Raw genomic sequence first — 22,345 nt, 5'->3', positions numbered from 1 at the left:
ACCGGTCCCGGCGCGCAGCCCGCGCCGGGACGACGAGGAATGAGCTGGACTGGCAGGCGGCTTTACTCAAGGCAAGGGCGGAGGTGCAAGGTTCGGACGCGAGGATGCTTGGCTAGCAGCACTCCGTGCAGTCGGTTTTATTTAATTTTACATAATCATAATTATCACCAAAACAGGTTGTAGTAGCTTTTTAGAAATGTCGTGTTCTAGCCATTTAGAAATGTCGCATTCGGGCCGCGTAAGCTGACCGGCGGCCGGCTGGTCATCGGTTTCGTCGCGTCCCGTCAAATCGCCACTTCCGGCGGTGCCTGCCGAAACAGCCGCGTAATCCAGCACAGATACACGAGCCCGAGCGCGAACCACACGACGCCGAGCACGAGCGCCGTCTTCTCGAGGCTGACGAGCAGCCATATATCGGCCACCGCGCCGATCACCGGAAAGACGATGCCGCCGAGCACGCCGATCCTGCGCTCGCCGCCGTGATTGCCCGACAGGTACAGCCGAATCACGCACAGATTGACGGCCGTAAAGGCAAGGAACGCACCGAAGTTGATGAACGACGTCGACGTGGCGACATCCAGCTTCAACGCGATCAATCCGACGACGCCGGCCAGCGTGATGTTGATCGCGGGCGTCTTGAAGCGCGGGTGAATGAACCCGAAGACCCGCTTCGGCAGGATTTCATCGCGGCCCATCGCATACAGCAGCCGGCCGACGCTCGCCTGCGCGGAGATGCCCGACGCGAACTGCGCGAGGATCAGGCCTGCCAGGAACACCGTCACGAACAGGTCGCCGCCGATCATCCTCGCGACTTCGAATGCGGCCGAATCCGTGTCCTTGAACTCGACCCCGGGGTGCGCGAGCTGCATCGTGTACGCAGCGATCACGAAGATCGCGCCACCGATCAGCGCAATCAGCAGGATCGCGCGCGGCATGTTCTTTTTCGGATCGATCGTTTCCTCGGTCAGCGTCGATACGGCGTCGAAGCCGAGGTACGAGTACGCGGCGATCGCGGCACCGGCCATCGTCGCGCCGAACGGCACATGCGGCTTGAAGAACGGCTCCGCCATCGCGATACCGCCCGCGCCTGCCGCCGCCGACGCGTAGTGCCAGCACAGCACGACGAACATCGCGACGATCGCCAGTTGCACGATCATCAGCACGATGTTGAAGCGTGCCGCGAGTTCGATGCCGACGATGTTCAGGCCGCTCGTCAGCACGATGAACGCGACGATCCAGATCCACGTCGGCACATGCGGAAATGCCGCGTTCAGATAGGCCGCGCCGATCAGCCAGATCACCATCGGCAGGAAAAAATAGTCGAGCAGCGTCGCCCAGCCGATCATGAAGCCCAGATGCGGGTTGAACGTCTTGCGCGTGTACGTGTAAGCGGAACCTGCCGCCGGAAAGAGCCGCGCAAGCTTGCCGTAGCTGAGCGCGGTGAACGCAATGGCCACCAGAGCGAGCAGGTACGCGAGCGCGGCCGTGTCGTCGCTGGCCTTGGCGAGCACGCCGTACGTACCGTAGACAATCAGCGGCGCCATATAGGCGAGGCCGAACAGCAGCACGGAGGGCAAGCCGAGCGTGCGCTTCAGGCGCGCGGGTTCGTGGGATGACGACGCTTGCATGTTATCTCCTGGGCCTTCGAGGCCGATCGAGTGCCTGTGGCAGGCCTTTCAATGGAATGAGCCGGCACCGCCGGGCGTGACGCCCGCGCGATGTCGCAGAGGAACAGCGAGTGAGCCGGATTACCCGGTGCGGTGACGGCGCGCGTCGATCATCAGCGCGCGGCGTCCGTTCGGCTCCTCGATGGGCGCGAGACCGAGTGTCACGCGTGCGTCGTGCAGATAGCTGTAGTGTTCGCGGCTTGCTTCGAGACGCGTCAGATCGAGGCTCGTCTGCGCGACGGCTTCGTCCCGGCCGAGTTCGAGCCTGCTCTCGCCGAACGGATCGACCAGTGCGGACTGGCCGGCGAATGTCAGGCCGTCATCACCGGAGCCGCAGCGATTCACCATCAGCGCGAACATCTGGTTCTCCATCGCACGTGCCGCGATCGCACGGCGATGCACGGGGCCGAACGGATCCATGTTGCCGTTGGTGACGATCAACAGATCGGCATCGAGCGCACCGATCGCGCGCGCCGTCTCGGGGAATTCGATGTCGTAGCAGATCAGCAGGCCCACCGTCAGGCCATTCCACGGACAGGTTACGAAACGGTCGCCCGGCGTGAACACGCCGACATCCGACGCCCACAGATGGGTCTTGCGATAGCGCAGCACGAGCTCGCCCTGATCGTCGACGAGCACCGTGCTGTTGTAGAACCGTCCGCCGTCGCGTTCCGCGAGGCCGACCGCGACGGCGACGCCCTTCTGTCGTGCCGCATCGCGTACCGCGGACAACGCGGGACCGTCGAGCGTCTGCGCGACATCGGCGACGTTGTCCCGCGTGGGGAAGCCCGACAGTGTCGTTTCGGGGAACACGACCAGCTTCGTGCCGCCTGCCACATCGACGCGCCCGATCGTGTCGATCACCTTGCGCGTGTTGTGCGCGACGTCGCCGTCGACCAGCGCGAGTTGTGCGAGTTCTACCTGCATGAAGCCCACTCCTTCCAATACCTTTCATTCGCGTGTCGTATCCATTGCATCGCGCATACGACGCTTCGTCGAGCAAAGCAGCCTCCACCGCCGCCTGCCGAAGTGAGGTCGATTATCGGGTTATTATTTTTGTCCAGAAATTCCCCACCAGGGTTACCCTCACCGGAGCACACGATGGACCTCGAATGGCGAGATCTCGCTTTTCATCGGGAGATTGGTTCGGACATCGACGCGCTCGATGGCCCGCATTTCTGGGCGCGCCTCACGCGCGTGCTCGAACGGCACCTGGATTTCGACAACTGGGTCGCGCTGCGTTTCGCACGCGATGGCGCGCCGCTCGTGCTCGCCGAACAGGCGATGCCGGACGGCAAGATCGACCTGATGTTCCAGGACTACCTTGCCGCGCTCTACCAGCTCGATCCGTTCTATCTCGCCGCATTCGAAACGCAGGCGTCGGGCTTCTACACGCTGGCCGACGTCGCGCCGGACAACTTCCGGATGACCGAGTACTACCAGCGCTATTTCAAGAAGAACATCGTCGGCGACGAAGTGCATTTCAACGTCGTGATCGATCGCGATCACACGCTGGGCTTTTCGCTCGGCAAGACGAGCAAGTACGACGAGCGCGAGATAGCCTTGCTCACGCTGTACACGCCGTGGGTGCTGTCGTTGATGCAGCAGCGCCTGCGCTTCGAGACGTTCGCCGTGAAGGAGGCGCCGCGTGCAACGGAAAGCGAGCTGCCCGATCCGCACGCGCGCTTCGGCACGCTGACCGGCAAGAGCGGACGCGGTGCATTGACGACGCGCGAAATCGAAGTGGCGATGTTGTCGTTGAGCGGGTTCTCGTCGCGCGCGATCGGCGAGAAGCTGTCGATCTCGTTCGAAACCGTGCGTGCGCATAAAAAGCATATCTACGCAAAGCTCGGTGTCGGGTCGCAATCCGAGCTCTTTGCGTTGTTCTACGATCCGGCAAGAGCGGGTGAATCCACGTGATTTGCCGCGTGTCCTGACGGCCCGGATGCCTGCAAGCGCCCTTCGTCAGGCTCCCGAACGGTATCCAGGTCGAGCCGCAGATCCGTCACGAATGCACTCCCCGGCTGGCGCGACAGCGTGAATCCGACGGAACGCGCAAGGCCTTTCATCGCATCGTTCTCGGTCAGCATCGTGCCGACCATCTGCCGCATGCCCGAGCGCCGCGCGAGATCGATCAGGCTCGACAGCAGCATACGGCCGAGCCCTTGCCGCTGCCATGCGTCGTCGATCACGATCGCGCATTCGACGATCTCGGTTGCTCCATCGTCAATCGCATAACGTGCAACGCCGATCAAACGCTCGCGACCGCCGGCGCGGATCGTCGCGATCACCGCGCCTTCCCGCCGGCGATCGATGCGGGTCCATCGGATCAATTCGTCTTCCGTCGGCTTACGTGCGGACATCAACCTCATGTAGCGGCTGCGGCTCGACAGCCGGTCGACCAGTTCGCGTTCGATGTCGAGATCGTCGGGCTCGATCGCACGCAGGAGGATCGGCGTTCCGTCCCGCGCGTCCCGGACGCGCCGGACGCCGAGCGCCGGTGCATCCTGCCTGGCCGTGACGCAGGCCGCCCATTCGGGCGCCATCGTATCCATCGTGCCCTCCGCCTTTTCCTGCGGGTCGGGCGCGTCGCCACCGGATCGCCGCGTACGCTGCCCTGACCTTATGCATCGATTATCGGGACGGCCGCCCACCCGATAAATGCCTGGCGGAAGACTTCACAGTTGGTCGTGCGGAAACAATGGACCGGCAACGCGAAACCGGCACGCCATGTGCCGGTGTCATCGCCGTCATTGGCGCGGCAACTACCACTACTGCCAGTACCTGCACTGTCCGTGCCCCCTTAACCTTGTCGTCATCGCTGGCGCGCCGTCGAAGGCCGCGCCGCTTCGACCGGAGACACGACAGATGCCATTTGACTGGACGCAAGAGCAGCACGCGACGCGGGCGCGGTTTCGCGACATTGGCGCCGGAATCGCCGCCGCCGTGGAACGCGACGGCCGCGCGCCCGCCGGATTCGACGAAGCCGGCTGGATGAAGCTCGGGCAGGAAGGACTGTGGGACATGATCGTGCCGCAGACGTATGGCGGCGACGGTCACGGCTGGTGGCACTTTTCCGCGGCGCTCGAAGGGCTTGCGTCGTCGATCCGCCGCCCGGCGCTGCTGTTGTCGGTGATCGCGCAGGCCGGCATGGTGCGCGCGCTCGAACGGTATGGCACGGCCGCGCAGCAGGACCGCTATTTCGGTGCGATCCTGCGTGGCGAACTGAGCGCGACCGCGATTGCCGAGCCGGGCACCGGCACCGACGTGCGCAGCATCGCGACGACGCTCGCCGAGCACGGCGACGGCTACAGGATGACCGGCAGCAAATTCAATATCGCGCATGCGCCGCTCGCGCGTTTCATCCTCGTCGTCACGCGCATCGAAACGCCGGGCCGGCGCAACACCGCGCTCGTGATCGTCGATCGCGACCAGCCGGGCATCACGGTGAGCCCGCCCGACCGCAAGCTCGGCCTCGACGACCTGCCCACCGGCGCGCTGCATTTCGACGACTGTCCGATCACGCGCGGCCAACTCCTCGGCGAACCGGGCGCCGGGCTCGGCAACCTGATCGACATCATCTCGCTCGGCCGGCTCTATTACGGCCTCGTCGCCGCCCAGGTGACGGCGCCCTATCTGCGCGACGCGATCGGCTATTGCCGCGAGCGACGCAGCTTCGACAGCACGATCGATGTGCACCAGTACGTGCAGCGCCGCCTCGTCGATTTGCAGATCGGCATCGAGCGCGGCACGTGGCTCGCGCGCGGCGCGCTCGCGCAGTTGCTGACGGATCACCCGCACGCGCTGATGACATGCTCGATCGCGAAGCTTGTCGGCGCTCAGGATCTCGTCGACAGCGCGCTCGGCCTCGTGCGGCTGTACGGCAGCCTCGGCTACCAGGCCGGGCCGGTGGCCGCGTTCGCGGCGGACGCACTGGGCTTCATGAGCGTCGGCGGCACCGAGGAAATGCACCGCAAGAACATCTTCAACCAGATGATGCGCGCCGGCTGATCGCCCGCGCCATCGCCACGCGCACCGCGCGCCTTACAGGAAACCACGCATGACACCGACGAACCGACGCCCTTCCCGCCTGCGCCGCTCCTGGCTGTTTCTCGCCGGCGCCGATCACGATGCGCTCGTTGCCGGCACCGCGAGCGGTGCGGATGTGCTGATCCAGGAACTCGAAACCTTTACGCCGCCCGACCGGCGCCCGGCCGCGCGCGAACTGAGCGAGCGGGTGCTCGCGGGCTGGCGCGATGCCGGCGTGCTGGCGTCCGTGCGCGTGAATCCCCTCGACGCGGGCGGCATCGACGACCTGCGCGCCGCGATGCGCGGCCGCCCGGACATCGTGATGATGTCGTACGTCGCGACGCCCGAGCAGGTCGTCGCGCTCGACGAAGCCGTCACGCGCTTCGAGCGCGAATACGACATCGCGCCGGGCTCGACCGAACTGGTGCCGAACGTCGAGACGACGCTCGGCCTCGTGAACACGATGGCGATCGCGCGCTCGAGCCCGCGCGTGTCGGCCGTGCTCGTCGCGACCGAGGACATGGTGGCCGACATGGGCGCCGAGCGCACCCGTGCGGGCCGCGAGCTCGACTACGTGCGCTCGCGCTTTCGCGTCGAATGCGCGGCGGTCGGCGTGACCGCGATCGACTGCCCGTACAGCTATGCCGACAACGAAGGCGCGGAACTCGACATGCGCGTGTCGCGCGGCCTTGGCTACCAGGCGAAAGCGATCGTCAACGCGCAATTCGTGCCGGTCGTCAATCGCGTGCTGACGCCGACGGCCGACGAGGTCGCCCTCGCCCGCCGCGTGATCGACGCGTTCGATCACGCGCGGCGTACCTCCGGCGGCCGCCGCGTGGCCGCGGCCGTCGTCGACGGCTTCCTCGCGGAAGTCCCCGACTATCTCGCCGCGCATCGGCTGATCGCCCGCGCGACGCAATTCGGCATCGCATGAGTACCGCCATGGATACGATCGCCACGCGCCTGAAGGCGCTGAAAACCCTCGCGCATGCCGCGCCGCATGTGCCGGCCGACCACTGGGCCGACACGCCGCACGCGCAGTTCGAACGCTGGCTCGACGAGGCCGTGACCGCCGGCGCGCTCGAACCGCAGGTGACGACGCTGTCGACGGTCCGCCCGGACGGACGGCCCGATGCCCGTTCCGTCGTGCTGCTGAACATCGACGCGCGCGGCTGGCATTTCGCGGCGAACGCGCGCAGTCCCAAGGGCCGCCAGCTCGCGAACCGGCCGTTCGCGGCGCTGACGTTCTACTGGCCCGCGATCGCGAGCCAGATCCGGCTGAGCGGCCCGGTCGAGCGGTTGCCGGACGCCGAGGGCCATGCCGATTTCGCAAGCCGCCCCGAGCGGTCGCGCGCGAGCATCCTGGCCGGACGGCAAAGCGAACGGCTCGACGCTCCGGCCGACCTGACGCGTGCGATCGACGCGCAGCTCGAACGGCTGGCCGCCGATCCGGCGCTCGTGTCGCCCGACTGGCACCTGTATGCGCTGGCCCCCGACGAAGTCGAGTTCTGGCGGGCCGACAGTTCGCGCCGTTTCGCGCGGCAGGCTTATCGTCGCGCCGGCGCGCGCTGGGAACGGTGTGCGCTATGGCCGTGAAGCGTGACGAACCGCCGCCGCCGCGCGACGGCGCGCATGACGGCCTGCACGACGACACGCGGCTCGCGCACGCGGGCCGCGACAGCGCCGCGTGGCACGGCTTCGTCAATCCGCCCGTCTACCATGCGTCGACCGTGCTCAGCCCGACGGTGTCGGATCTGCTGAACCGCACGCAGCCGTATATCTACGGCCGTCGCGGCACGCCGACGACGGACGCGCTCGAGCGCGCGGTGACGAGCCTCGAAGGCGGCGCCGGCGCGGTGCTGTGCCCGTCGGGCCTGTCCGCGTGCACGCTCGCGCTGCTGTCGTGCCTGAAGCCCGGCGACCATCTGCTGATGACCGCATCGGTCTACGGCCCGGTGCGTCACGCATGCGAAGGCGTGCTTGCGCGGCTCGGCGTCGAGACGACGTGGTACGACGGCGGCAAGCCCGTCGCAGCCGCGTTTCGTCCGAACACGCGTGCACTGTACGTCGAGGTGCCCGGCTCCTACACGTTCGACATGCACGACATTCCCGCGCTCGTGCGGCTTGCGCATACGCACGGTGCGCTGGTCCTCGCGGACAACAGCTGGGCCACGCCGCTGTTCTTTCAGCCGCATGCAGTCGGGATCGACCTGTCGATCCAGGCCGGCACCAAGTATCTGGTCGGGCACTCGGATGCGATGCTCGGCACGGTGTCGGCCAACGCGCGCGCATGGCCCGCGCTGAAGCAACTGCATGGCGATCTCGGACTGTGCGCCGGCCCCGACGACGTGTATCTCGCGCTGCGCGGGTTGCGCACGCTCGGCGTGCGGCTGCGGCAGCATCAGCGCAATGCGCTTGCGGTCGCGAGCTGGCTCGCGACGCGCGCCGAAGTGCAGCGCGTGCTGTATCCGGCGTTGCCGGGCGACGCGGGCCACGCGCTGTGGCGCCGCGATTTCCGTGGCGCGTCGGGGCTGTTCTCGATCGTGCTGCAACCGGCTCCCGCGCACGCGATCGACGCGTTTCTCGATCATCTGGCGCTGTTCGGGCTCGGTTATTCGTGGGGCGGCTACGAGAGCCTCGCGTTGCCGTTCGAACTGGACGCGCACGGCCTCGCGGCGCGCTGGCCGGCCGGCAGTTGCGGCGTGCGCCTGCACATCGGACTCGAGGATGCGGACGACCTGATCGCCGATCTGGCGGCGGGCCTCGACCGCTACGCGGCATGCGCGTCGACCGCCGCCTGCGAGGATGCCGCGCGATGCTGACCGTCTGGGGCCGCCGCACGTCGTTCAACGTGCAGAAGGTGTTGTGGCTCATCGGCGAGCTCGGCCTGCCTTACCGGCATATTCCGGCCGGCGGCGAGCACGGCTCGCTGCAGACGCCCGCGTTCGCGGCGCTGAACCCGACCTGCCGGATTCCGGTGATCGACTGGGACGGCGACGTCGTGTGGGAGTCGCACACGATCCTGCGCTATCTGGCCGCGCGCGTGCCGAACAATCCGTTCTGGTGCCGCGACACGTTCGCCCGTTCGCGCGCGGAGCGCTGGATGGACTGGTCGCAGACCGCGCTCGAACCCGACGTGATGACCGGGTTGTTCTGGGCACTCGTGCGAACGCCGCCGGAGCGGCGCGACGATGCGATCGTGCGCGACAAGGCCGCGCGCAGCGCGACGCATTACCGGCTGCTCGACCGGCTGCTGTCGACCCAGCCGTTTCTCGGCGGCGCGACGCCGGGCCTGGCCGACATCCCGGCCGGCGCGACGCTGTTCCGCTATTTCTCGCTCGACGTCGAACGGCCGCCGTTGCCGCACGTCGAGGCCTGGTACGCCCGCCTGTGCCGACGGCCCGCCTACCGCGAACAGGTGATGGTGTCGTTCGACGCGTTGCGCGGCCAGCCGGGCTGACCTTCTACCGACCTCACGACATGACGCATTCCGCCCTTCGTCCGATCCTGATCGTGCTGCATCGCGAACAGTCGAGCCCCGGCCGGATCGGCCGGCTGCTCGCCGCCCGCGGCCATCCGCTCGACATCCGGCGCCCGCCGCTCGGCGATCCGTTGCCGGCGACGCTCGCCGACCATGCGGGCGCCGTGGTGTTCGGCGGCCCGATGAGCGCCAACGACGGCGATCGCTGGATCCGCGACGAGATCGACTGGATCGGCGTGCCGCTGCGCGAGGCGGCGCCGTTTCTCGGCGTCTGCCTCGGCGCGCAGATGATGATCCGTCATCTGGGCGGTCGCGTGAACGCGCATCGCGACGGGCGCGCGGAAATCGGCTACTGGCCGATCGCCGCGACCCCGGCCGGCCGGCGGCTCGGTTCATGGCCGTCGCACGTGTATCAGTGGCATCGCGAGGGCTTCGAGCGCGTCGCGGGGCTCGAAATCCTCGCCACCGGCGAGCATTTCGAGAACCAGGCCGTCCGTTACGGGCCGCGCGCGTACGGTGTCCAGTTCCATCCGGAAGTGAGCTATCCGATGATGCGGCGCTGGAGCACGGCGGCCGCGCACAAGCTGGGGGTGCCCGGCGCGCAGGATCTCGCGACGCAGGCGAACGAAGGCTGCCGGCACGACCGCGCGACGGCCGCGTGGCTCAGCGCGTTTCTCGACCGCTGGCTCGACGGGACGCCGGCATCAGGTCTGCACGGTCACGTCGGAGATGCTGATCAGCCCCCACTCGACCGCGCGCAGCACGGCTTCGTGCCGACGTGACACGTTGAACTTGCGGCGGATGTTCATGAAGTGGAAGTTGATGCACGACTCGGTCACGTTCAGGATGTGGCCGATTTCCCACGAGGTCTTGCCGGCCGCATGCCAGCGCAGGCACTCGACCTCCCGCCGGCTCAGACGCGGCACGCTGTCGGGCGGTGCGTGGCAGCGCGTGCCGGCGATCGCTTCGCAGGCGATGTCGCGCAGCAGCGTGAGCGCCGCGAGATGACGGTCGCAGCGCTCGCACGTGGTGGCGAGATCGTCCGCGCTCGCGCACGACAGCATGCCGACCTCCCCCTTTGGGCCGCGCACGGGCAACACGACGCCGCTGCGCATGCCGTACGCGGCGGCCGCCTCGTAGCATGGCCGTTGCCCGGGCAGCCCGAACAGCGCGGCGTCCCAGACGAGCGGCAGCGCCGAACGGAAGCAATGCTGCAGCATCGGGTCGATGCGGTCGAACTGCCGCTGCCGGTACAGCGCCGTCCAGCCCGGCACGCCGCTGCTCCACTTGCGCGCGAGATCGAACGATGCGCCGGCAAACGGCAGCACGATCAGCACGACCTTGTCGAACCCCATGCCGGCGGCCGCGTCGGTCATCCGCTGCCATGACGCGTCCGTGTCGCCGGGTACCAACCATTTCAGACAATCCAGTCCTTTCATACAAGCCACCCCGTTTATTAGTTGGAATCTGCAATCAGGCGGACTTGCGCAACCGGTTCGAGGCGTTGCGCGCGAACGGGCCGCGCTAGACCGCCTCGGTCAGACGTCGCCGACCCGCCTGCTTCGCGTCGTCGAGCGAAGCCGTCACGTCGAACGGAATCCCGAACGCCTTTTCGATGCCGGATGCGTTCGCGATGGCCGCTTCACGCTCGTTCGGGTCCGGTTCGACCGACACGAGCGCGCGGCAGACCGCGGCGAGCGCGGCGCGGTTCTGCTTGAGCCACATGCCGCGCTCCTTGCGGTCGTCGTGCGGCTCGTCGGGGCGGGCCGGCGGAAAGATCATGACAAACGGCTCGCCGTGCCGCATCAGCGCGTGCATGTCGTCGAGCCAGCGCTGCGCGTAGCCGCGGGAGGCAATGGCGTCGTTGCGCACGACGACGAGCGGGAATTCCGTGACGTCGAACACGGCGAGCGTCGCCAGTGCGGACGGCGCGTTTCCAGCGTGGTGGGTAGGCATCGGGTCAGTCTCCATCGAGTTGAACAGCATGGGTCGGAACGGGCCGCGCGGCACCCGCTTCATCGTTTCGCGGCAGCGCCGGGGCCGAACGGCGGGCGGGCGAGCCACACCACCGCGATCACGGCGAGATACACGCAGCCGAGCGCGAACGACACGTCGTTGAACGAGATCTGGTACGCCTGCGCGTCGACCAGGTTGCCGAGCAGCGCTGCCGCGCGTTGCGGATCGCCGCCGCCCAGCTGCGCGAGTTCGGCGCGAACGGACGGATCGAACCTGCTCAGGTGTTCGCTGAGCTGCGCGTGATGCAGGATCGCGCGCCGGTCCCACAGGAACGACGTGATCGACACGGCGAAGCTCGCGCCGAGCGTGCGCAGGAACGTCGACAGGCCGGAGCCCGCGGCGATCTCGTCCGGCTTCAGGTCGGACAGCAGGATGCTGTTGATCGGCATGATGAACAGCGCGAGGCCGAGGCCTTGCAGCAGCTGGATCAGCGCGATGTGCGTGAAGTCGACGTCGGGTACGAAGCCCGCGCGCAGGAACGACGACGTGCCGAGGATCGCGAACGCGCAGCACACGAGCACGCGCATGTTGAAGCGCGGCGCGTACTTGCCCATGAACGGCGTCATCAGCACGGGGATCACGCCCATCGGCGCGACGGCCAGCCCGGCCCAGAACGCCGTATAGCCGAGCGTGCGCTGCAGCCACTGCGGCACGATCACGTTGACCGCGAAGAACGCCGAGTACGCGAGCACGAGCGTCAGCGTGCCGGCCGCGAAGTTGCGATGCGCGAACAGCCGCAGGTTCACGATCGGGTTCGGCTCGTTGAGCTCCCAGATCAGGAACAGCGCGATCCCGAACGCGGCGACCACCGACATCACGACGATGAACGTCGAGTTGAACCAGTCGGCTTCGTTACCCTTGTCGAGCACGATCTGCAGCGCGCCGACGCCGACGACGAGCGCGGCGAGCCCGACATAGTCGACGCGCGCGGCGACCGTCGTCTCGACGCGCGCGCGCATCTGCGCGAACACGCACATCGCGGCGAACACGCCGATCGGCAGATTGATCAGGAACGCCCAGCGCCACGAGTAATGTTCCGTCACCCAGCCGCCGAACACGGGGCCCGCGATCGGCGCGACGACGGTCACCATCGCGATCATCGACAGCGCGAAGCCGCGCCGCTGCGGCGGGTAGATCGACAGCATCAGCGCCTGGGTGGTCGGGATCATCGGCCCGGCCACGAGGCCCTGCAGCGCGCGGAACGCGACGAGCTGCGGCAGGTTTTGCGCGAGGCCGCACAGGAGCGACGCGAACGTGAACGCCAGCGTCGCCCACACGAACAGCCGGACCTGCCCGACGCGCTTGACGAGAAACCCGGTCAGCGGCAACGCGATCGCGTTGCTGACCGAGAACGTCGTGACGACCCATGCGCTCTGCGTCGTGCTGACGCCGAAGTTGCCGGCGATCGTCGGCAGCGAGACGTTCGCGACGGTGCCGTCGAGCACCTGCATGAACACCGCGAGCGCGAGGCCGAACGTCGTCAGCGCGACGCTCGACGGGCGAAAGCCGGCGTCCGCGGCCGGCATCGGGCCGCTCATCGCACACGCTCCGCACGCACCGCCGCCGGCAGGTTCGCATGCACGACGTCGGCGATCAGGCTGTCGGCGCGCGCGAGCTCGTCGCGGTACACGTCGGTCCTGAACACCGGCGCGTCCTGCGCGCGGCGCGACAGCATCGCACCGCTGCGGTCGTGCTGGTCGACGCGCGCGTGCATCGACAGGCCGATGCGCAGCGGATGCGCGTCGAGTTGCGATGGATCCGTCAGCTCGATGCGTACCGGCAAGCGCTGCACGATCTTGATCCAGTTGCCGGTCGCGTTCTGCGCGGGCAGCAGCGAGAACGCGCTGCCGGTGCCGACGCCGAGGCTCTGCACGCGGCCCTTATAACGCACGGCGTCGCCGTACAGGTCGGCCGTCAGCTCGACCGGTTGCCCGATCCGCATGTGCTCGAGCTGCTTTTCGGTGAAGTTCGCGTCGACCCACAGCTCGCGCAGCGGCACGACGGCGAGCAGCGGCACGCCGGGCGACACGCGTTGCCCGACCTGCACCGTGCGCTTGGCGACATAGCCGGTGACGGGCGCGACGATGTCGGTGCGCGCACGGGCAAGATAGGCCGCGCGCAGCCGCGAGGCCGCGGCCTCGACGTCGGGATGCGACGCGACCGCGGTGTCGTCGACGAGCGCCTTGCTCGTCTGGTGCTGTTCGCTCAACGTCGCGAGCGCGCTTTGCGCGGCGGCGTACGCGCTTTGCGCGGACGTCAGCGTATCGAGCGCATGCGCGAGCTCCTCGCGCGAGATCGCGCCGGAGCGGCCGAGATCCTCGCGGCGCCGGTAGTCGGCCTTCGCCTTGTCGAGCGCGGTGCGCCGCGCGTCGAGATCGGCGCGCGCGCCGTCGATGCTGTTCGCGAGCCCGCGCTCGTTGCTGTACAGGCCGCGCACCTTGCGCACCGTGGTCGCGAGGTCGGCCTGCGCGGCCGCGAGCGCGATCTGCGCGTCGCTCGCGTCGAGACGGACGAGCGGCGTGCCGGCGCGGACGAGGTCGCCGTCGTCCGCGTCGATCGACACGACGGTGCCCGTCACCTGCGGCGTCAGCTCGACGACGTTGCCTTGTGCGTATGCGTTGTCGGTGGACTCGTACCAGCGGCCGACGAGCCCGTACCAGATGCCCCAGCTGACGATGCCGAGCGCGAACGCGGCGACGAGCGCACGCACGAGGTGCTTGCGTCTTGCGGGCGGCGGCGTGGCCGGTGCGGCGCCGCCCGGTGCCGGTTGCGTGCGGGCGTCCGACCCGCCTGGCGCGCGCGGCGCGCCGGTGTGGTCGGCCGACGGTTGCTGGCGGGCGCTGGCCGGATCGGCGGCTGCGGGCCGCGCGGGAGTCTGCAGGGTGTTGTCGCTGCTCATGGTTCGATGTCAAGGACGGTGGGAAGGAGTGGCGGCGAGCGCGACGTCGTCCGGCTCGGCGCGGAAGCCGCCGCCGAGCGCGGCGACGAGCTGCAGCGACTGGTCCGCGCGCTGGGCGCGCAACGCGGCGACTTCGCGACTCGCGATCAGGAGCTGCTGGCGCACGACGAGCGCATCGAGGTAGCTGCCGACGCCCGCGCGGTAGCGCGCGTCCGCGAGCCGCCATGCATCGGTGGCGGAATCGAATGCGCGCTGCTGCGCATCGGCCTGCACGGCGAGCGAATGCAGCCGGTGGAGATCGTCGGCCACCTCGCCGATCGCGCCGATCAGCGTCTTGTTGTAGCTGGCGACCGCGACGTCGTATTGCGCGTCGCGCTTGCGCAGCACGCCGCGCCGTTCGCCGCCGTCGAAGATCGGCAGGCTCACGGCCGGGCTGACGTTGTAGATGCGCGACGCTGCCTGGAACAGCGATGCGCCGCCGCGCGTCGCGAGACCGATCAGCGCGGTGAGGCTCACGTCGGGCAGGAAGTCCGCGCGGGCGGCCGCGACGTTGCGACTCGCAGCTTCCACCCGCCAGCGTGCGGCGACGAGATCGGCGCGCCGGCCGAGCAGCGCGGCCGGCAGGTCGGCCGGCACCGCGAGCGCGGCGGTGGGCAGCGGCGCGGGCCGCGCGAGCGCGAGGCCGCGATCGGGGCCCGCGCCGAGCAGGATCGCGAGCGCGATGCGCGCGCTGTCGATCGCCTGCGCCGCGCGTGCCTGCTCGCGCATCGCGGCCGCGACTTCGCTTTCCGCCTGGCGCTGCTGCGCGACGTTGTCGATGCCTTTCGTGACACGCTGACGCGTCAGCGACAGTGCTTCGTCGGCGCGATCGTATTCGGCCCGCGCGACGTCCTGCTGATCGAACGCATAGGCGAGATTCACGTAGGCGCGCGCGACGTTGACGGACAGCAGCACGCGCGCGGCCCGTGCATCGATCTGCGCGGCCCGCGCTTCGCCGAGCGCGGCTTCCCACGCCGCGCGGCGGCCGCCCCACAAATCGAGATCCCAGCTCAGGCCGAGATTGATTTCGCGCGTGTGGCTGAAGAACCCGCCGCCCTCGGCCGTCGAGAACTGCGTGCCGGACGTGCGTTCCCCTTTCGCGCTTGCGCGGCCGACGAGATGCGGCAAGCGGGCAGCCTGTGCTTCGATCACGAGCGCCTGCGCCTCGCGCGCGCGCGCATCGGCGGTCGCGAGATCGGGATTACCGGCAAGCGCTTCGTCGATCAGCGCATTCAACTGCGCATCGTTCAGCGCAACCCACCAGTCGGCGGCCGGCCAGTCGGCGGCCGGCGCATGCGCGAGGCTGCGCGCTGCGGCGAGCGTATCGGCGCCGCGCAGCGTGCCGGCCGGCGCGAGCCCGTCGCGGCTCGCGCATGCGCCGAGCATGGCGAGCGCCACGATTGCGGCCATGCGCGACAGGACGCGCCGCGCGACGGCATCGCGTGGCGAGGGAGCAAGTGCTGCGTGCATCGCGTTCCTCTGCTTCGTTTGGGTTTGAACACGACACGCATTGTTGGACGCTCCCGGGTAAAGCTGATAATGTTGTTTAGACAAAAAATAATGAATTCCGGCCATGCCCATCCGAGAAGCTTCTCCCGCCCGCGTGGCGCAACGCGCCGACGCCGATCCGAGCGAACGCGCGGACGGCCCGTCGCTGATCGCCGTCTGGGGCGAGGACGACGGCAGCAATACCTACCAGCTCGGCACGCGCGAGGTCGACTGGCACAGCCATCTGCGCGGCCAGGTGTTCTGCGTCGAAAGCGGGTTCGCGCACGTGCGCACGCCGCACGGTTCGTGGCTGCTGCCGCCGCATCGCGCGGGCTGGATTCCGCCGGGCGAGCAGCACAAGGTCAGCATCAGCGGCGCGTTGAGCGGCTGGAGCGTCGTGATCGCGCCGGCCGCGAGCCGCCGCATGCCGGACCAGCCGTGCGTGATCGCGATCACCGATCTGATGCGCGCGCTCGTGCGGCGCGCGGTGTCGTGGGCCGACCAGGACCGGCTCGACATCGAACAGGCGCGCATGAGCGTCGTGCTGCTCGACGAGATGCGCCGCGCGCCGCACGAACCGCTGCACTTGCCGATGCCGCACGACCGGCGGTTGCTGCGGATCGCGAATGCGATCCTCGGGCAGCCGCACGACAGCCGCACGCTCGACGCGTGGGCCGAGTGGGCCGGGCTGTCCGCCCGCACGCTGAGCCGGCTGTTCGTCGCGGAAACCGGCACGAGCTTCGCGCAGTGGCGGCAACAGGCGCGGCTCACGCATGCGCTCGAACGTCTGGCGAACGGCGACAGCGTCGCCAACATCGCCGACGCGCTCGGCTATGCGACGCCGAGCAATTTCATCGCGATGTTCCGCCGCGCGTTCGGTGATTCGCCCGCGCATTACTTCGCGAAGCGCAAGCAGCCGTAATGTCGCGCGGCCTCGCACCGCCCCTATCACCCCTGCCAGTACTGCGCGCGCATCGACGTCGCTATAGTCGCCGTGCGACCGGCCGGTCGGTCGCCCAATGTGACCTGTGGAGGATGTCGATGTCGAACGCCGTCGGATCGGACAACACGCCGATCGTCTCCGAGCAGCAGCTCGCCGATCATCTGGCCGCCGGCTGCAAGCCGGCCGCGCAGTTCCGGATCGGTACCGAGCACGAGAAGTTCGTCGTTTCCCGCGCGACGCATGCGGCTGCGCGTTATGAAGGGCCGTCCGGCATCGCCGAGGTGCTGGCGCGGCTGCGCGGCGACGGGGCGCCGATCGTCGATGCCGGGCAGACCGTCGGCGTGATCCAGCGCGACGGCGCCGCGATCTCGCTCGAGCCGGCCGGCCAGCTTGAACTGTCGGGCGCCCCGCTCGATACGCTGCACGACACGCACGCCGAGCTGCACGCGCACCTCGCCGCGGCCCGCGCGGCATGCGATCCGCTCGGACTGCGCTGCGTGCCGCTCGGTTTTCACCCTCACCTGTCGCGCGACGCGCTGCCGTGGATGCCGAAGCAGCGCTACGCGATCATGCGGCGCTACATGCCGCGGGTCGGCACGCGCGGGCTCGACATGATGCAGCGCACCTGCACCGTGCAGGTCAACCTCGATTTCGCATCGGAAAGCGACATGGCGCGCAAGATGCGCGTGTCGCTCGCGTTGCAGCCGGTCGCCACCGCGCTGTTCGCGAATTCGCCGTTCCGCGACGGCCGCCCGTCGGGCCTGCTGTCGACGCGCGCGCACACGTGGCTCGATACCGACGAGGATCGCTGCGGCGCGCCGGCGCTGTTCCTGTCGCGCAGCTTCGGCTTCGAGCGCTACGTGAGCTGGCTGCTCGACAACGTGCCGATGTATTTCGTGCGGCGCGGCGATCGTTATGCGGACGCGACCGGGCACACGTTCCGCGATTTCATGCGGCGGCGCATTCCGCACCTCGAAGGCGAGACGCCGACGCTGGGCGATTTCGCGGACCATCTGACGACGGTGTTCACCGAGGTCCGGCTCAAGCGCTATCTCGAGATGCGCGGCGCCGATGCCGGCTCGCCCGACATGATGGTCGCGCTGTCCGCGTTCTGGACCGGCCTGCTGTACGATCCGGCGGCGCTGTCGGATGCCGGGACGCTGGCTGCCGAGATCGACCGCGGTACGCTGCTCGCGCTGCGTCGCGACGTGCCGCGTACCGGGCTCGATACGCCGGCCGGCGGCCGGTCGTTACGCGCGATCGCGGCCGATGCGCTCGCGATCGCGCATCGCGGCCTGCGCGCGCGGGCGCGCACGGATGCGGCCGGCCGCGATGAATCGATGTATCTCGCGCCGCTCGACGAGATCGTCGCCGGGGCGCCCACGCAGGCCGAGCACTGGCTGGCCCGCTATCGCGACGCGTGGGCCGGCGACGCGACGCGCATCCTTGACGAAGCCGCCATCTGAGCGTGTCGCGCCGGGCCGCTCACGCGCAGCAGGCGAGCAGCGGCTCGTGCGCGAACTCGGCGCCGAGCGGCAGCGGGTGGCCGCGTCGCCGCGTACGCACCGCGTGCGCGAGCGTCTCGAACAACTGCGCGGTATCGGCGAACGACAGGCACGCATCCGTGATGCTCTGCCCGTAGCGCAACGGCACGCCGGGCACGAGATCCTGCCGCCCTTCGATCAGGTTCGATTCGATCAGCACGCCGACGATGCGCGTATCGCCGGCCGCCACCTGCGCGGCGACTTCCGCGCCGACGGCGAGCTGGTTCCGGTACTGGCGGCGGCTGTTGCCGTGGCTGACGTCGATCATCACGCGCGGCGCGAAGTGCGCGGCCGTCATGCGTTCGCAGGCGGCGTTCACCGCGGCCGCGTCGAAATTCGGTTCGCGTCCGCCGCGCAGCACGACGTGCGTATGCGGATTGCCGGGCGACGCGCTCGCGCATAGCCGGCCGCCTGCATCGATCGACAGGAACCGGTGCGCGTGCGCCGCCGCGCGCATCGCGTCGACGGCGACCTGGACATTGCCGTCCGTGCCGTTCTTGAAGCCGATCGGGATCGGCAGCGACGACGCCAGCTCGCGATGCACCTGCGACTCCACGGTGCGCGCGCCGATCGCGCCCCAGGCGACCAGATCGGCCAGGTAGCGCGGCGACAGCGGATCGAGGAACTCGGTCGCGGCCGGCATCTCCGCGCCGTTGATGTCGCACAGCAGCGCGCGGGCCGTATGCAGTCCGACGTCGATCCGGTCGGTGCCGTCCAGCAGCGGATCGTTGATCAGCCCTTTCCAGCCGACCGTCGTACGCGGCTTCTCGAAATACACGCGCATCACGATTTCCAGCTCGTCCGCGAAGCGCGCGCGTTGCAGCGCGAGCCGTGCCGCGTAGTCGCGCGCGGCGTCGGGATCGTGTATCGAACACGGGCCGGCGATGACCACGAGCCGGTCGTCCGCGCCGTCGAGCACGTCGACGATCGCGCGGCGGGTCGTATGAACTGTGCGCGACGCGCGCCACGCCGGCGGCAGCGCGCCGGCCAGATCCGCAGGGGACGGCAAGCGCAGCACGGCGTCGCGGTTTGTCGTCCAGGCGTTTGCATGCATGGGGACTGCCCTCCTGTCGATAATGAACGTGACTTTTTACTACAGCGCGACTGTATTGAATGGTGCTTTCGGCGCGCAACTAACATAGTTATCAGTTTCTAATTCATAACCTTATGAATGAGGTAAATAAGCGTCGGATTCGATAATTGAGGATCCTGTCGGCATGCCTGTTCACGGATGTGGAATGGAGCGTTCATTGGGTTTTCGTTCGAAAATCAGGCCGTGATCTTGCAGCGGCGAATGCGTTCGCATGCGGCTTTCCGCCACGCTTCGCTATTCGTTCTGATAGTGGCGGCCCGATAGTCGTTCGATTAATTTTCGGATGCCCGACAGGCCATTCGGGCTCGAAAATATAAATCAACCCAGTCATTGCGGAGAGTCACCATGTCGAAACGGCATTACGAAACCCCCATTCACGTCAAGTATCGCGATACGGATTCGATGGGGCATGTGAGCAGCCCCGTCTATTACGACTATCTGCAGCATTCGTACCTCTGCTACATGTTCGATCTGCTCGGCCTGCCGCGCACCGAGAAACTGCCGCACATCATGGTGAAGACGCAGTGCGAGTACCTCGCACCGGCCCAGTTCGGCGACAACCTGACCGTCCGCTCGAGCATCGTGCGCTTCGGCAGCAAGAGCTTCGATCTCGAACACCTGATGGAGCGCGACGACCAGACCATCGTCGCGCGCGGCGTGTCGACGCACGTGATGTTCGATTACGCGAACAACACGACGCTGGCCGTGCCCGACGAATTCAAGACGCGCGTGCTCGAATTCCAGGGGTCGCTGTGATGCGTGCGCGCGCGCTCGGGAGCGACACGTGAGCTGCGCGGTGGCGCGCGCCCGGCGCCGGATCGGTGCGATCGTCGAGCGGCGGGACGATCGCGCGATCGTGATCGTCCGGCATGCGGCGCAGGCGCTGCTCGAGCCGGCCGCGCTCGAGCAGCACCGTGCGCTCGCATGCCGCCACGAGGACGAGCTGGAAGTGCTGCTGCAGCCGTGCGGCGGTGCGCACGACGGCGTGCGGACGCTGCTCGGCCGGCTGCGGGATGCCGGCGTGGCCGTGGCGCTCGACGCGGCGACGGTTGCCCACGATGCATCGCTGCTCGAATTCGCGAGCTGGGTCACACGGTGTACGACGGCCGACGATTCGGCAGCGGTACCCGACGACGCGGCTGTGCCGGGTGGTGCGCTGCTCTACGGGCTGGTCGTGCGATGGCGCGATCTGCACGGCAGGTGGCGGCGGCCCGAGCGCGACGCGGCGCCTGAACGCACGCCGCGGACCATCGCGGCGGATGCAGCCGAGCACATCGCGGCCTGCGATCCGGACGAGCAGGTGCTCGGCGCGCTGCTCGACGCCGATGACGCGTCGACCGGCGCGGCGCTCGACACGCTGTCGGACGCGGTGCGCGCACGACGGATCTGCCTGGCGACGCGGGCCGGCTGGCCGCTCGCGCGACGGTTATGAGCACCGCCGTCGCGACGGCCGGCGGGCGCGCGTTTCTGGTCGGCATGATGGGCGCGGGCAAATCGACGCTTGGCCGCGCGCTCGCGGCTTCGCTCGGCTGGGCGTTCGCCGACAGCGACGACGAGATCGAGCGGCGCACCGGCCGCTCGGTCGCCGCGCTGTTCGACGTGGTCGGCGAAGGCGGCTTTCGGCTGCTCGAAGCGCATATCGTCGACGAGCTGACGCAGCGCGCGAACGTGGTCGTGGCGACCGGCGGCGGCTCGGTCCTGAATCCGCACACCCGCGCACGCCTGAGCGAGCGCGGCAGCGTGATCTATCTGCATGCGGATCCCGATGTGCTGTGGCGGCGTACGCGCGACGACACGCGGCGGCGGCCGCTGCTGCAGGCGGGCGAACCGCGGCAGACGCTCGCCGCGCTGTACCGGACGCGCGACCCGCTGTATCGCGAATGCGCGCATGCGCTGGTCGATACGACCGCACACGATGTTGCGCACACGACGGCGGAGGTGTTGACGCTGCTGTTTGCGCGGAGGAACGCGCCGGCGTGACGGCGCGGTCGCTTCCCTGCCCTTCGATTCGACGACGCGCTCGACGTCATACGCGTTTTTGAAGTGGCGAGTTTGGATTTGCGATAGTGCTATCGTGATAAGAAAAGTTATCCGGATAGAGGAATTTTCTTATCCAACCCCGTGTTTTCGTGGCAAAAGAATCGACGCTTCAAGCTCCCGGAAAATCGGTCCATCAGGCACGATCCCGCCCCGCGCCGACATTCTCCCGTAGCGCGCCGACTTGGCGAGCACCCGGCGCGGCGGTGTACCCGACTCCAGCGCGGCGATCGGCGCAGACCCTCGCCTTTCCCGTCATTTGTTCCCGCGACGCAAGACTGTTGCTCCATGGCGGGTGTTCGAAATCGTGACCGGCACGCCTACAGTCTGCCCATCGGATTCATCGATCCGGTCGGCATCGAGGCCGAACATCATTCACCTGTCGAGGTACATCATGAGCGCATCCAAAGTCATCATCGTCACCGGCGCATCGCAAGGCATCGGGGCGGAAACGGTCAACGCATTCCGCGCACGCGGCCATCGCGTCGTCGCGACGTCCCGTTCGATCGGCCCGTCGCACGGTCCCGATCTCGTCACCGTCGCGGGCGACATCGGCGATCCGGCCGTCGCGCACCGTGTGGTCGATGCGGCAATCGAACATTTCGGCCGTGTCGACACGCTCGTCAACAACGCGGGCATCTTCGTCGCGAAGCCGTTCACGCAATACACCGCGGACGACTATGCGCGGATCACGAGCGTCAACCTGAACGGCTTCTTCCACGTCACGCAGCGTGCGATCGCCGCGATGCAGAAGCACGGCACGGGCCATGTGGTCAGCATCACGACGAGCCTGGTCGATCACGCGAACAGCAATGTACCGTCGGTGCTGGCGTCGCTGACGAAAGGCGGATTGAATGCCGCGACGAAGTCGCTCGCGATCGAGTATGCGAAGGCCGGCATTCGCGTCAATGCGGTGTCGCCCGGCATCATCAAATCGCCGATGCATGCGGCCGACACGCACGCGACGCTCGCGTCGCTGCATCCGGTCGGCCGGATGGGCGAGATGAGCGATATCGTCGGTGCGATCCTGTATCTCGATTCGGCGCCGTTCGTCACCGGCGAAATCCTGCACGTGGACGGCGGTCAGAGCGCCGGGCATTGAGCGCCGG

General features: G+C 68.2%; 22 protein-coding genes. 13 read left to right on the top strand and 9 right to left on the bottom strand.

Annotation, left to right across the window (positions count from 1 at the left end):
• Positions 1–284: 284 nt before the first annotated feature.
• The gene (locus tag LGM42_RS06260) at positions 285–1,628 is read right to left on the bottom strand and encodes an APC family permease (RefSeq protein ID WP_060318629.1); all 1,344 of its coding nucleotides are present in this window, start codon (positions 1,626–1,628) and stop codon (positions 285–287) included.
• A gap of 120 nt (positions 1,629–1,748) precedes the next feature.
• Positions 1,749–2,594 (bottom strand): carbon-nitrogen hydrolase family protein, encoded by an 846-nt coding sequence (locus LGM42_RS06255; RefSeq protein ID WP_226231814.1) that lies wholly within the window; start codon positions 2,592–2,594, stop codon positions 1,749–1,751.
• Positions 2,595–2,768: 174 nt separating this feature from the next.
• Here LGM42_RS06255 and LGM42_RS06250 point away from each other — a divergent pair, with 174 nt between their 5' ends.
• Positions 2,769–3,587 (top strand): response regulator transcription factor, encoded by an 819-nt coding sequence (locus tag LGM42_RS06250; RefSeq protein ID WP_226231813.1) that lies wholly within the window; start codon positions 2,769–2,771, stop codon positions 3,585–3,587.
• On the opposite strand, the gene LGM42_RS06245 is transcribed toward LGM42_RS06250, so the two are convergent.
• The gene (locus LGM42_RS06245) at positions 3,554–4,321 is read right to left on the bottom strand and encodes a GNAT family N-acetyltransferase (RefSeq protein ID WP_226231812.1); all 768 of its coding nucleotides are present in this window, start codon (positions 4,319–4,321) and stop codon (positions 3,554–3,556) included. The two genes, LGM42_RS06250 and LGM42_RS06245, sit on opposite strands and share 34 nt — an antisense overlap.
• A gap of 214 nt (positions 4,322–4,535) precedes the next feature.
• Between LGM42_RS06245 and LGM42_RS06240 the strand changes: the two genes are divergently transcribed.
• The 6 genes from LGM42_RS06240 to LGM42_RS06215 are packed head-to-tail and all read left to right on the top strand — an operon-like array spanning position 4,536 to position 9,959.
• Entirely contained in the window at positions 4,536–5,678 is a 1,143-nt protein-coding gene (locus tag LGM42_RS06240; protein ID WP_226231811.1) for an acyl-CoA dehydrogenase family protein, read from the top strand.
• Positions 5,679–5,727: 49 nt separating this feature from the next.
• Positions 5,728–6,630, top strand: coding sequence for an HpcH/HpaI aldolase/citrate lyase family protein (locus LGM42_RS06235; RefSeq protein ID WP_060318623.1), 903 nt, complete (start codon positions 5,728–5,730; stop codon positions 6,628–6,630).
• Between the two features lie 8 nt (positions 6,631–6,638).
• On the top strand, positions 6,639–7,292 hold the full coding sequence (locus LGM42_RS06230; RefSeq protein ID WP_226231810.1) for a pyridoxal 5'-phosphate synthase: 654 nt from the start codon (positions 6,639–6,641) through the stop codon (positions 7,290–7,292).
• On the top strand, positions 7,283–8,518 hold the full coding sequence (gene metC, locus LGM42_RS06225; RefSeq protein WP_226231809.1) for a cystathionine beta-lyase: 1,236 nt from the start codon (positions 7,283–7,285) through the stop codon (positions 8,516–8,518). The genes LGM42_RS06230 and metC overlap by 10 nt, the downstream gene beginning before the upstream one ends.
• Positions 8,512–9,156, top strand: a complete 645-nt coding sequence (locus tag LGM42_RS06220; protein WP_063892451.1) for a glutathione S-transferase family protein — start codon at positions 8,512–8,514, stop codon at positions 9,154–9,156. Before metC ends, LGM42_RS06220 begins: the two co-directional genes overlap by 7 nt.
• 20 nt (positions 9,157–9,176) lie before the next feature.
• Positions 9,177–9,959, top strand: a complete 783-nt coding sequence (locus tag LGM42_RS06215) for a glutamine amidotransferase (RefSeq protein WP_063896780.1) — start codon at positions 9,177–9,179, stop codon at positions 9,957–9,959.
• Here the strand turns inward: LGM42_RS06215 and LGM42_RS06210 are convergent.
• From LGM42_RS06210 to LGM42_RS06190, 5 genes are all read right to left on the bottom strand, one after another.
• Positions 9,882–10,616, bottom strand: coding sequence for an autoinducer binding domain-containing protein (locus LGM42_RS06210; protein ID WP_081075301.1), 735 nt, complete (start codon positions 10,614–10,616; stop codon positions 9,882–9,884). The two genes, LGM42_RS06215 and LGM42_RS06210, sit on opposite strands and share 78 nt — an antisense overlap.
• Before the next feature lie 85 nt (positions 10,617–10,701).
• The gene (locus LGM42_RS06205; protein WP_226231808.1) at positions 10,702–11,133 is read right to left on the bottom strand and encodes a hypothetical protein; all 432 of its coding nucleotides are present in this window, start codon (positions 11,131–11,133) and stop codon (positions 10,702–10,704) included.
• A 59-nt stretch (positions 11,134–11,192) separates the two neighbouring features.
• Entirely contained in the window at positions 11,193–12,731 is a 1,539-nt protein-coding gene (locus LGM42_RS06200) for a DHA2 family efflux MFS transporter permease subunit (RefSeq protein ID WP_060318619.1), read from the bottom strand.
• Complete coding sequence (locus LGM42_RS06195) at positions 12,728–14,092, bottom strand: efflux RND transporter periplasmic adaptor subunit (protein ID WP_081083391.1); 1,365 nt, start codon at positions 14,090–14,092, stop codon at positions 12,728–12,730. Before LGM42_RS06195 ends, LGM42_RS06200 begins: the two co-directional genes overlap by 4 nt.
• 9 nt (positions 14,093–14,101) lie before the next feature.
• Positions 14,102–15,541 (bottom strand): efflux transporter outer membrane subunit, encoded by a 1,440-nt coding sequence (locus tag LGM42_RS06190; protein WP_226231807.1) that lies wholly within the window; start codon positions 15,539–15,541, stop codon positions 14,102–14,104.
• Positions 15,542–15,704: 163 nt separating this feature from the next.
• Here LGM42_RS06190 and LGM42_RS06185 point away from each other — a divergent pair, with 163 nt between their 5' ends.
• Both LGM42_RS06185 and LGM42_RS06180 read left to right on the top strand, forming a co-directional pair.
• Positions 15,705–16,541, top strand: a complete 837-nt coding sequence (locus LGM42_RS06185; RefSeq protein WP_059645802.1) for an AraC family transcriptional regulator — start codon at positions 15,705–15,707, stop codon at positions 16,539–16,541.
• A 119-nt stretch (positions 16,542–16,660) separates the two neighbouring features.
• Positions 16,661–18,028, top strand: coding sequence for a glutamate--cysteine ligase (locus LGM42_RS06180; RefSeq protein WP_226231806.1), 1,368 nt, complete (start codon positions 16,661–16,663; stop codon positions 18,026–18,028).
• Positions 18,029–18,047: 19 nt separating this feature from the next.
• Here LGM42_RS06180 and LGM42_RS06175 read toward each other — a convergent pair whose 3' ends face one another.
• Positions 18,048–19,160, bottom strand: coding sequence for a 3-deoxy-7-phosphoheptulonate synthase (locus LGM42_RS06175; protein ID WP_226231805.1), 1,113 nt, complete (start codon positions 19,158–19,160; stop codon positions 18,048–18,050).
• A gap of 384 nt (positions 19,161–19,544) precedes the next feature.
• Here LGM42_RS06175 and LGM42_RS06170 point away from each other — a divergent pair, with 384 nt between their 5' ends.
• From LGM42_RS06170 to LGM42_RS06155, 4 genes are all read left to right on the top strand, one after another.
• On the top strand, positions 19,545–19,955 hold the full coding sequence (locus LGM42_RS06170; RefSeq protein ID WP_059585355.1) for an acyl-CoA thioesterase: 411 nt from the start codon (positions 19,545–19,547) through the stop codon (positions 19,953–19,955).
• A 28-nt stretch (positions 19,956–19,983) separates the two neighbouring features.
• Positions 19,984–20,631 carry a hypothetical protein gene (locus LGM42_RS06165; RefSeq protein ID WP_060318608.1) on the top strand — a complete coding sequence of 216 codons (648 nt, stop codon included), beginning with the start codon at positions 19,984–19,986 and terminating at the stop codon, positions 20,629–20,631.
• On the top strand, positions 20,628–21,179 hold the full coding sequence (locus LGM42_RS06160) for a shikimate kinase (RefSeq protein ID WP_226231804.1): 552 nt from the start codon (positions 20,628–20,630) through the stop codon (positions 21,177–21,179). The genes LGM42_RS06165 and LGM42_RS06160 overlap by 4 nt, the downstream gene beginning before the upstream one ends.
• Positions 21,180–21,630: 451 nt before the next feature.
• Positions 21,631–22,338 carry an SDR family NAD(P)-dependent oxidoreductase gene (locus LGM42_RS06155; RefSeq protein ID WP_059585353.1) on the top strand — a complete coding sequence of 236 codons (708 nt, stop codon included), beginning with the start codon at positions 21,631–21,633 and terminating at the stop codon, positions 22,336–22,338.
• Positions 22,339–22,345 lie beyond the last annotated feature (7 nt).

Origin of the sequence: Burkholderia sp. AU39826, from assembly GCF_020419965.1 — a bacterium.
GTDB classification, from domain to species: domain Bacteria; phylum Pseudomonadota; class Gammaproteobacteria; order Burkholderiales; family Burkholderiaceae; genus Burkholderia; species Burkholderia semiarida.
Note: the sequence above shows the minus strand (reverse complement) of the source record. Positions and strands in the feature narration are given on the sequence as shown.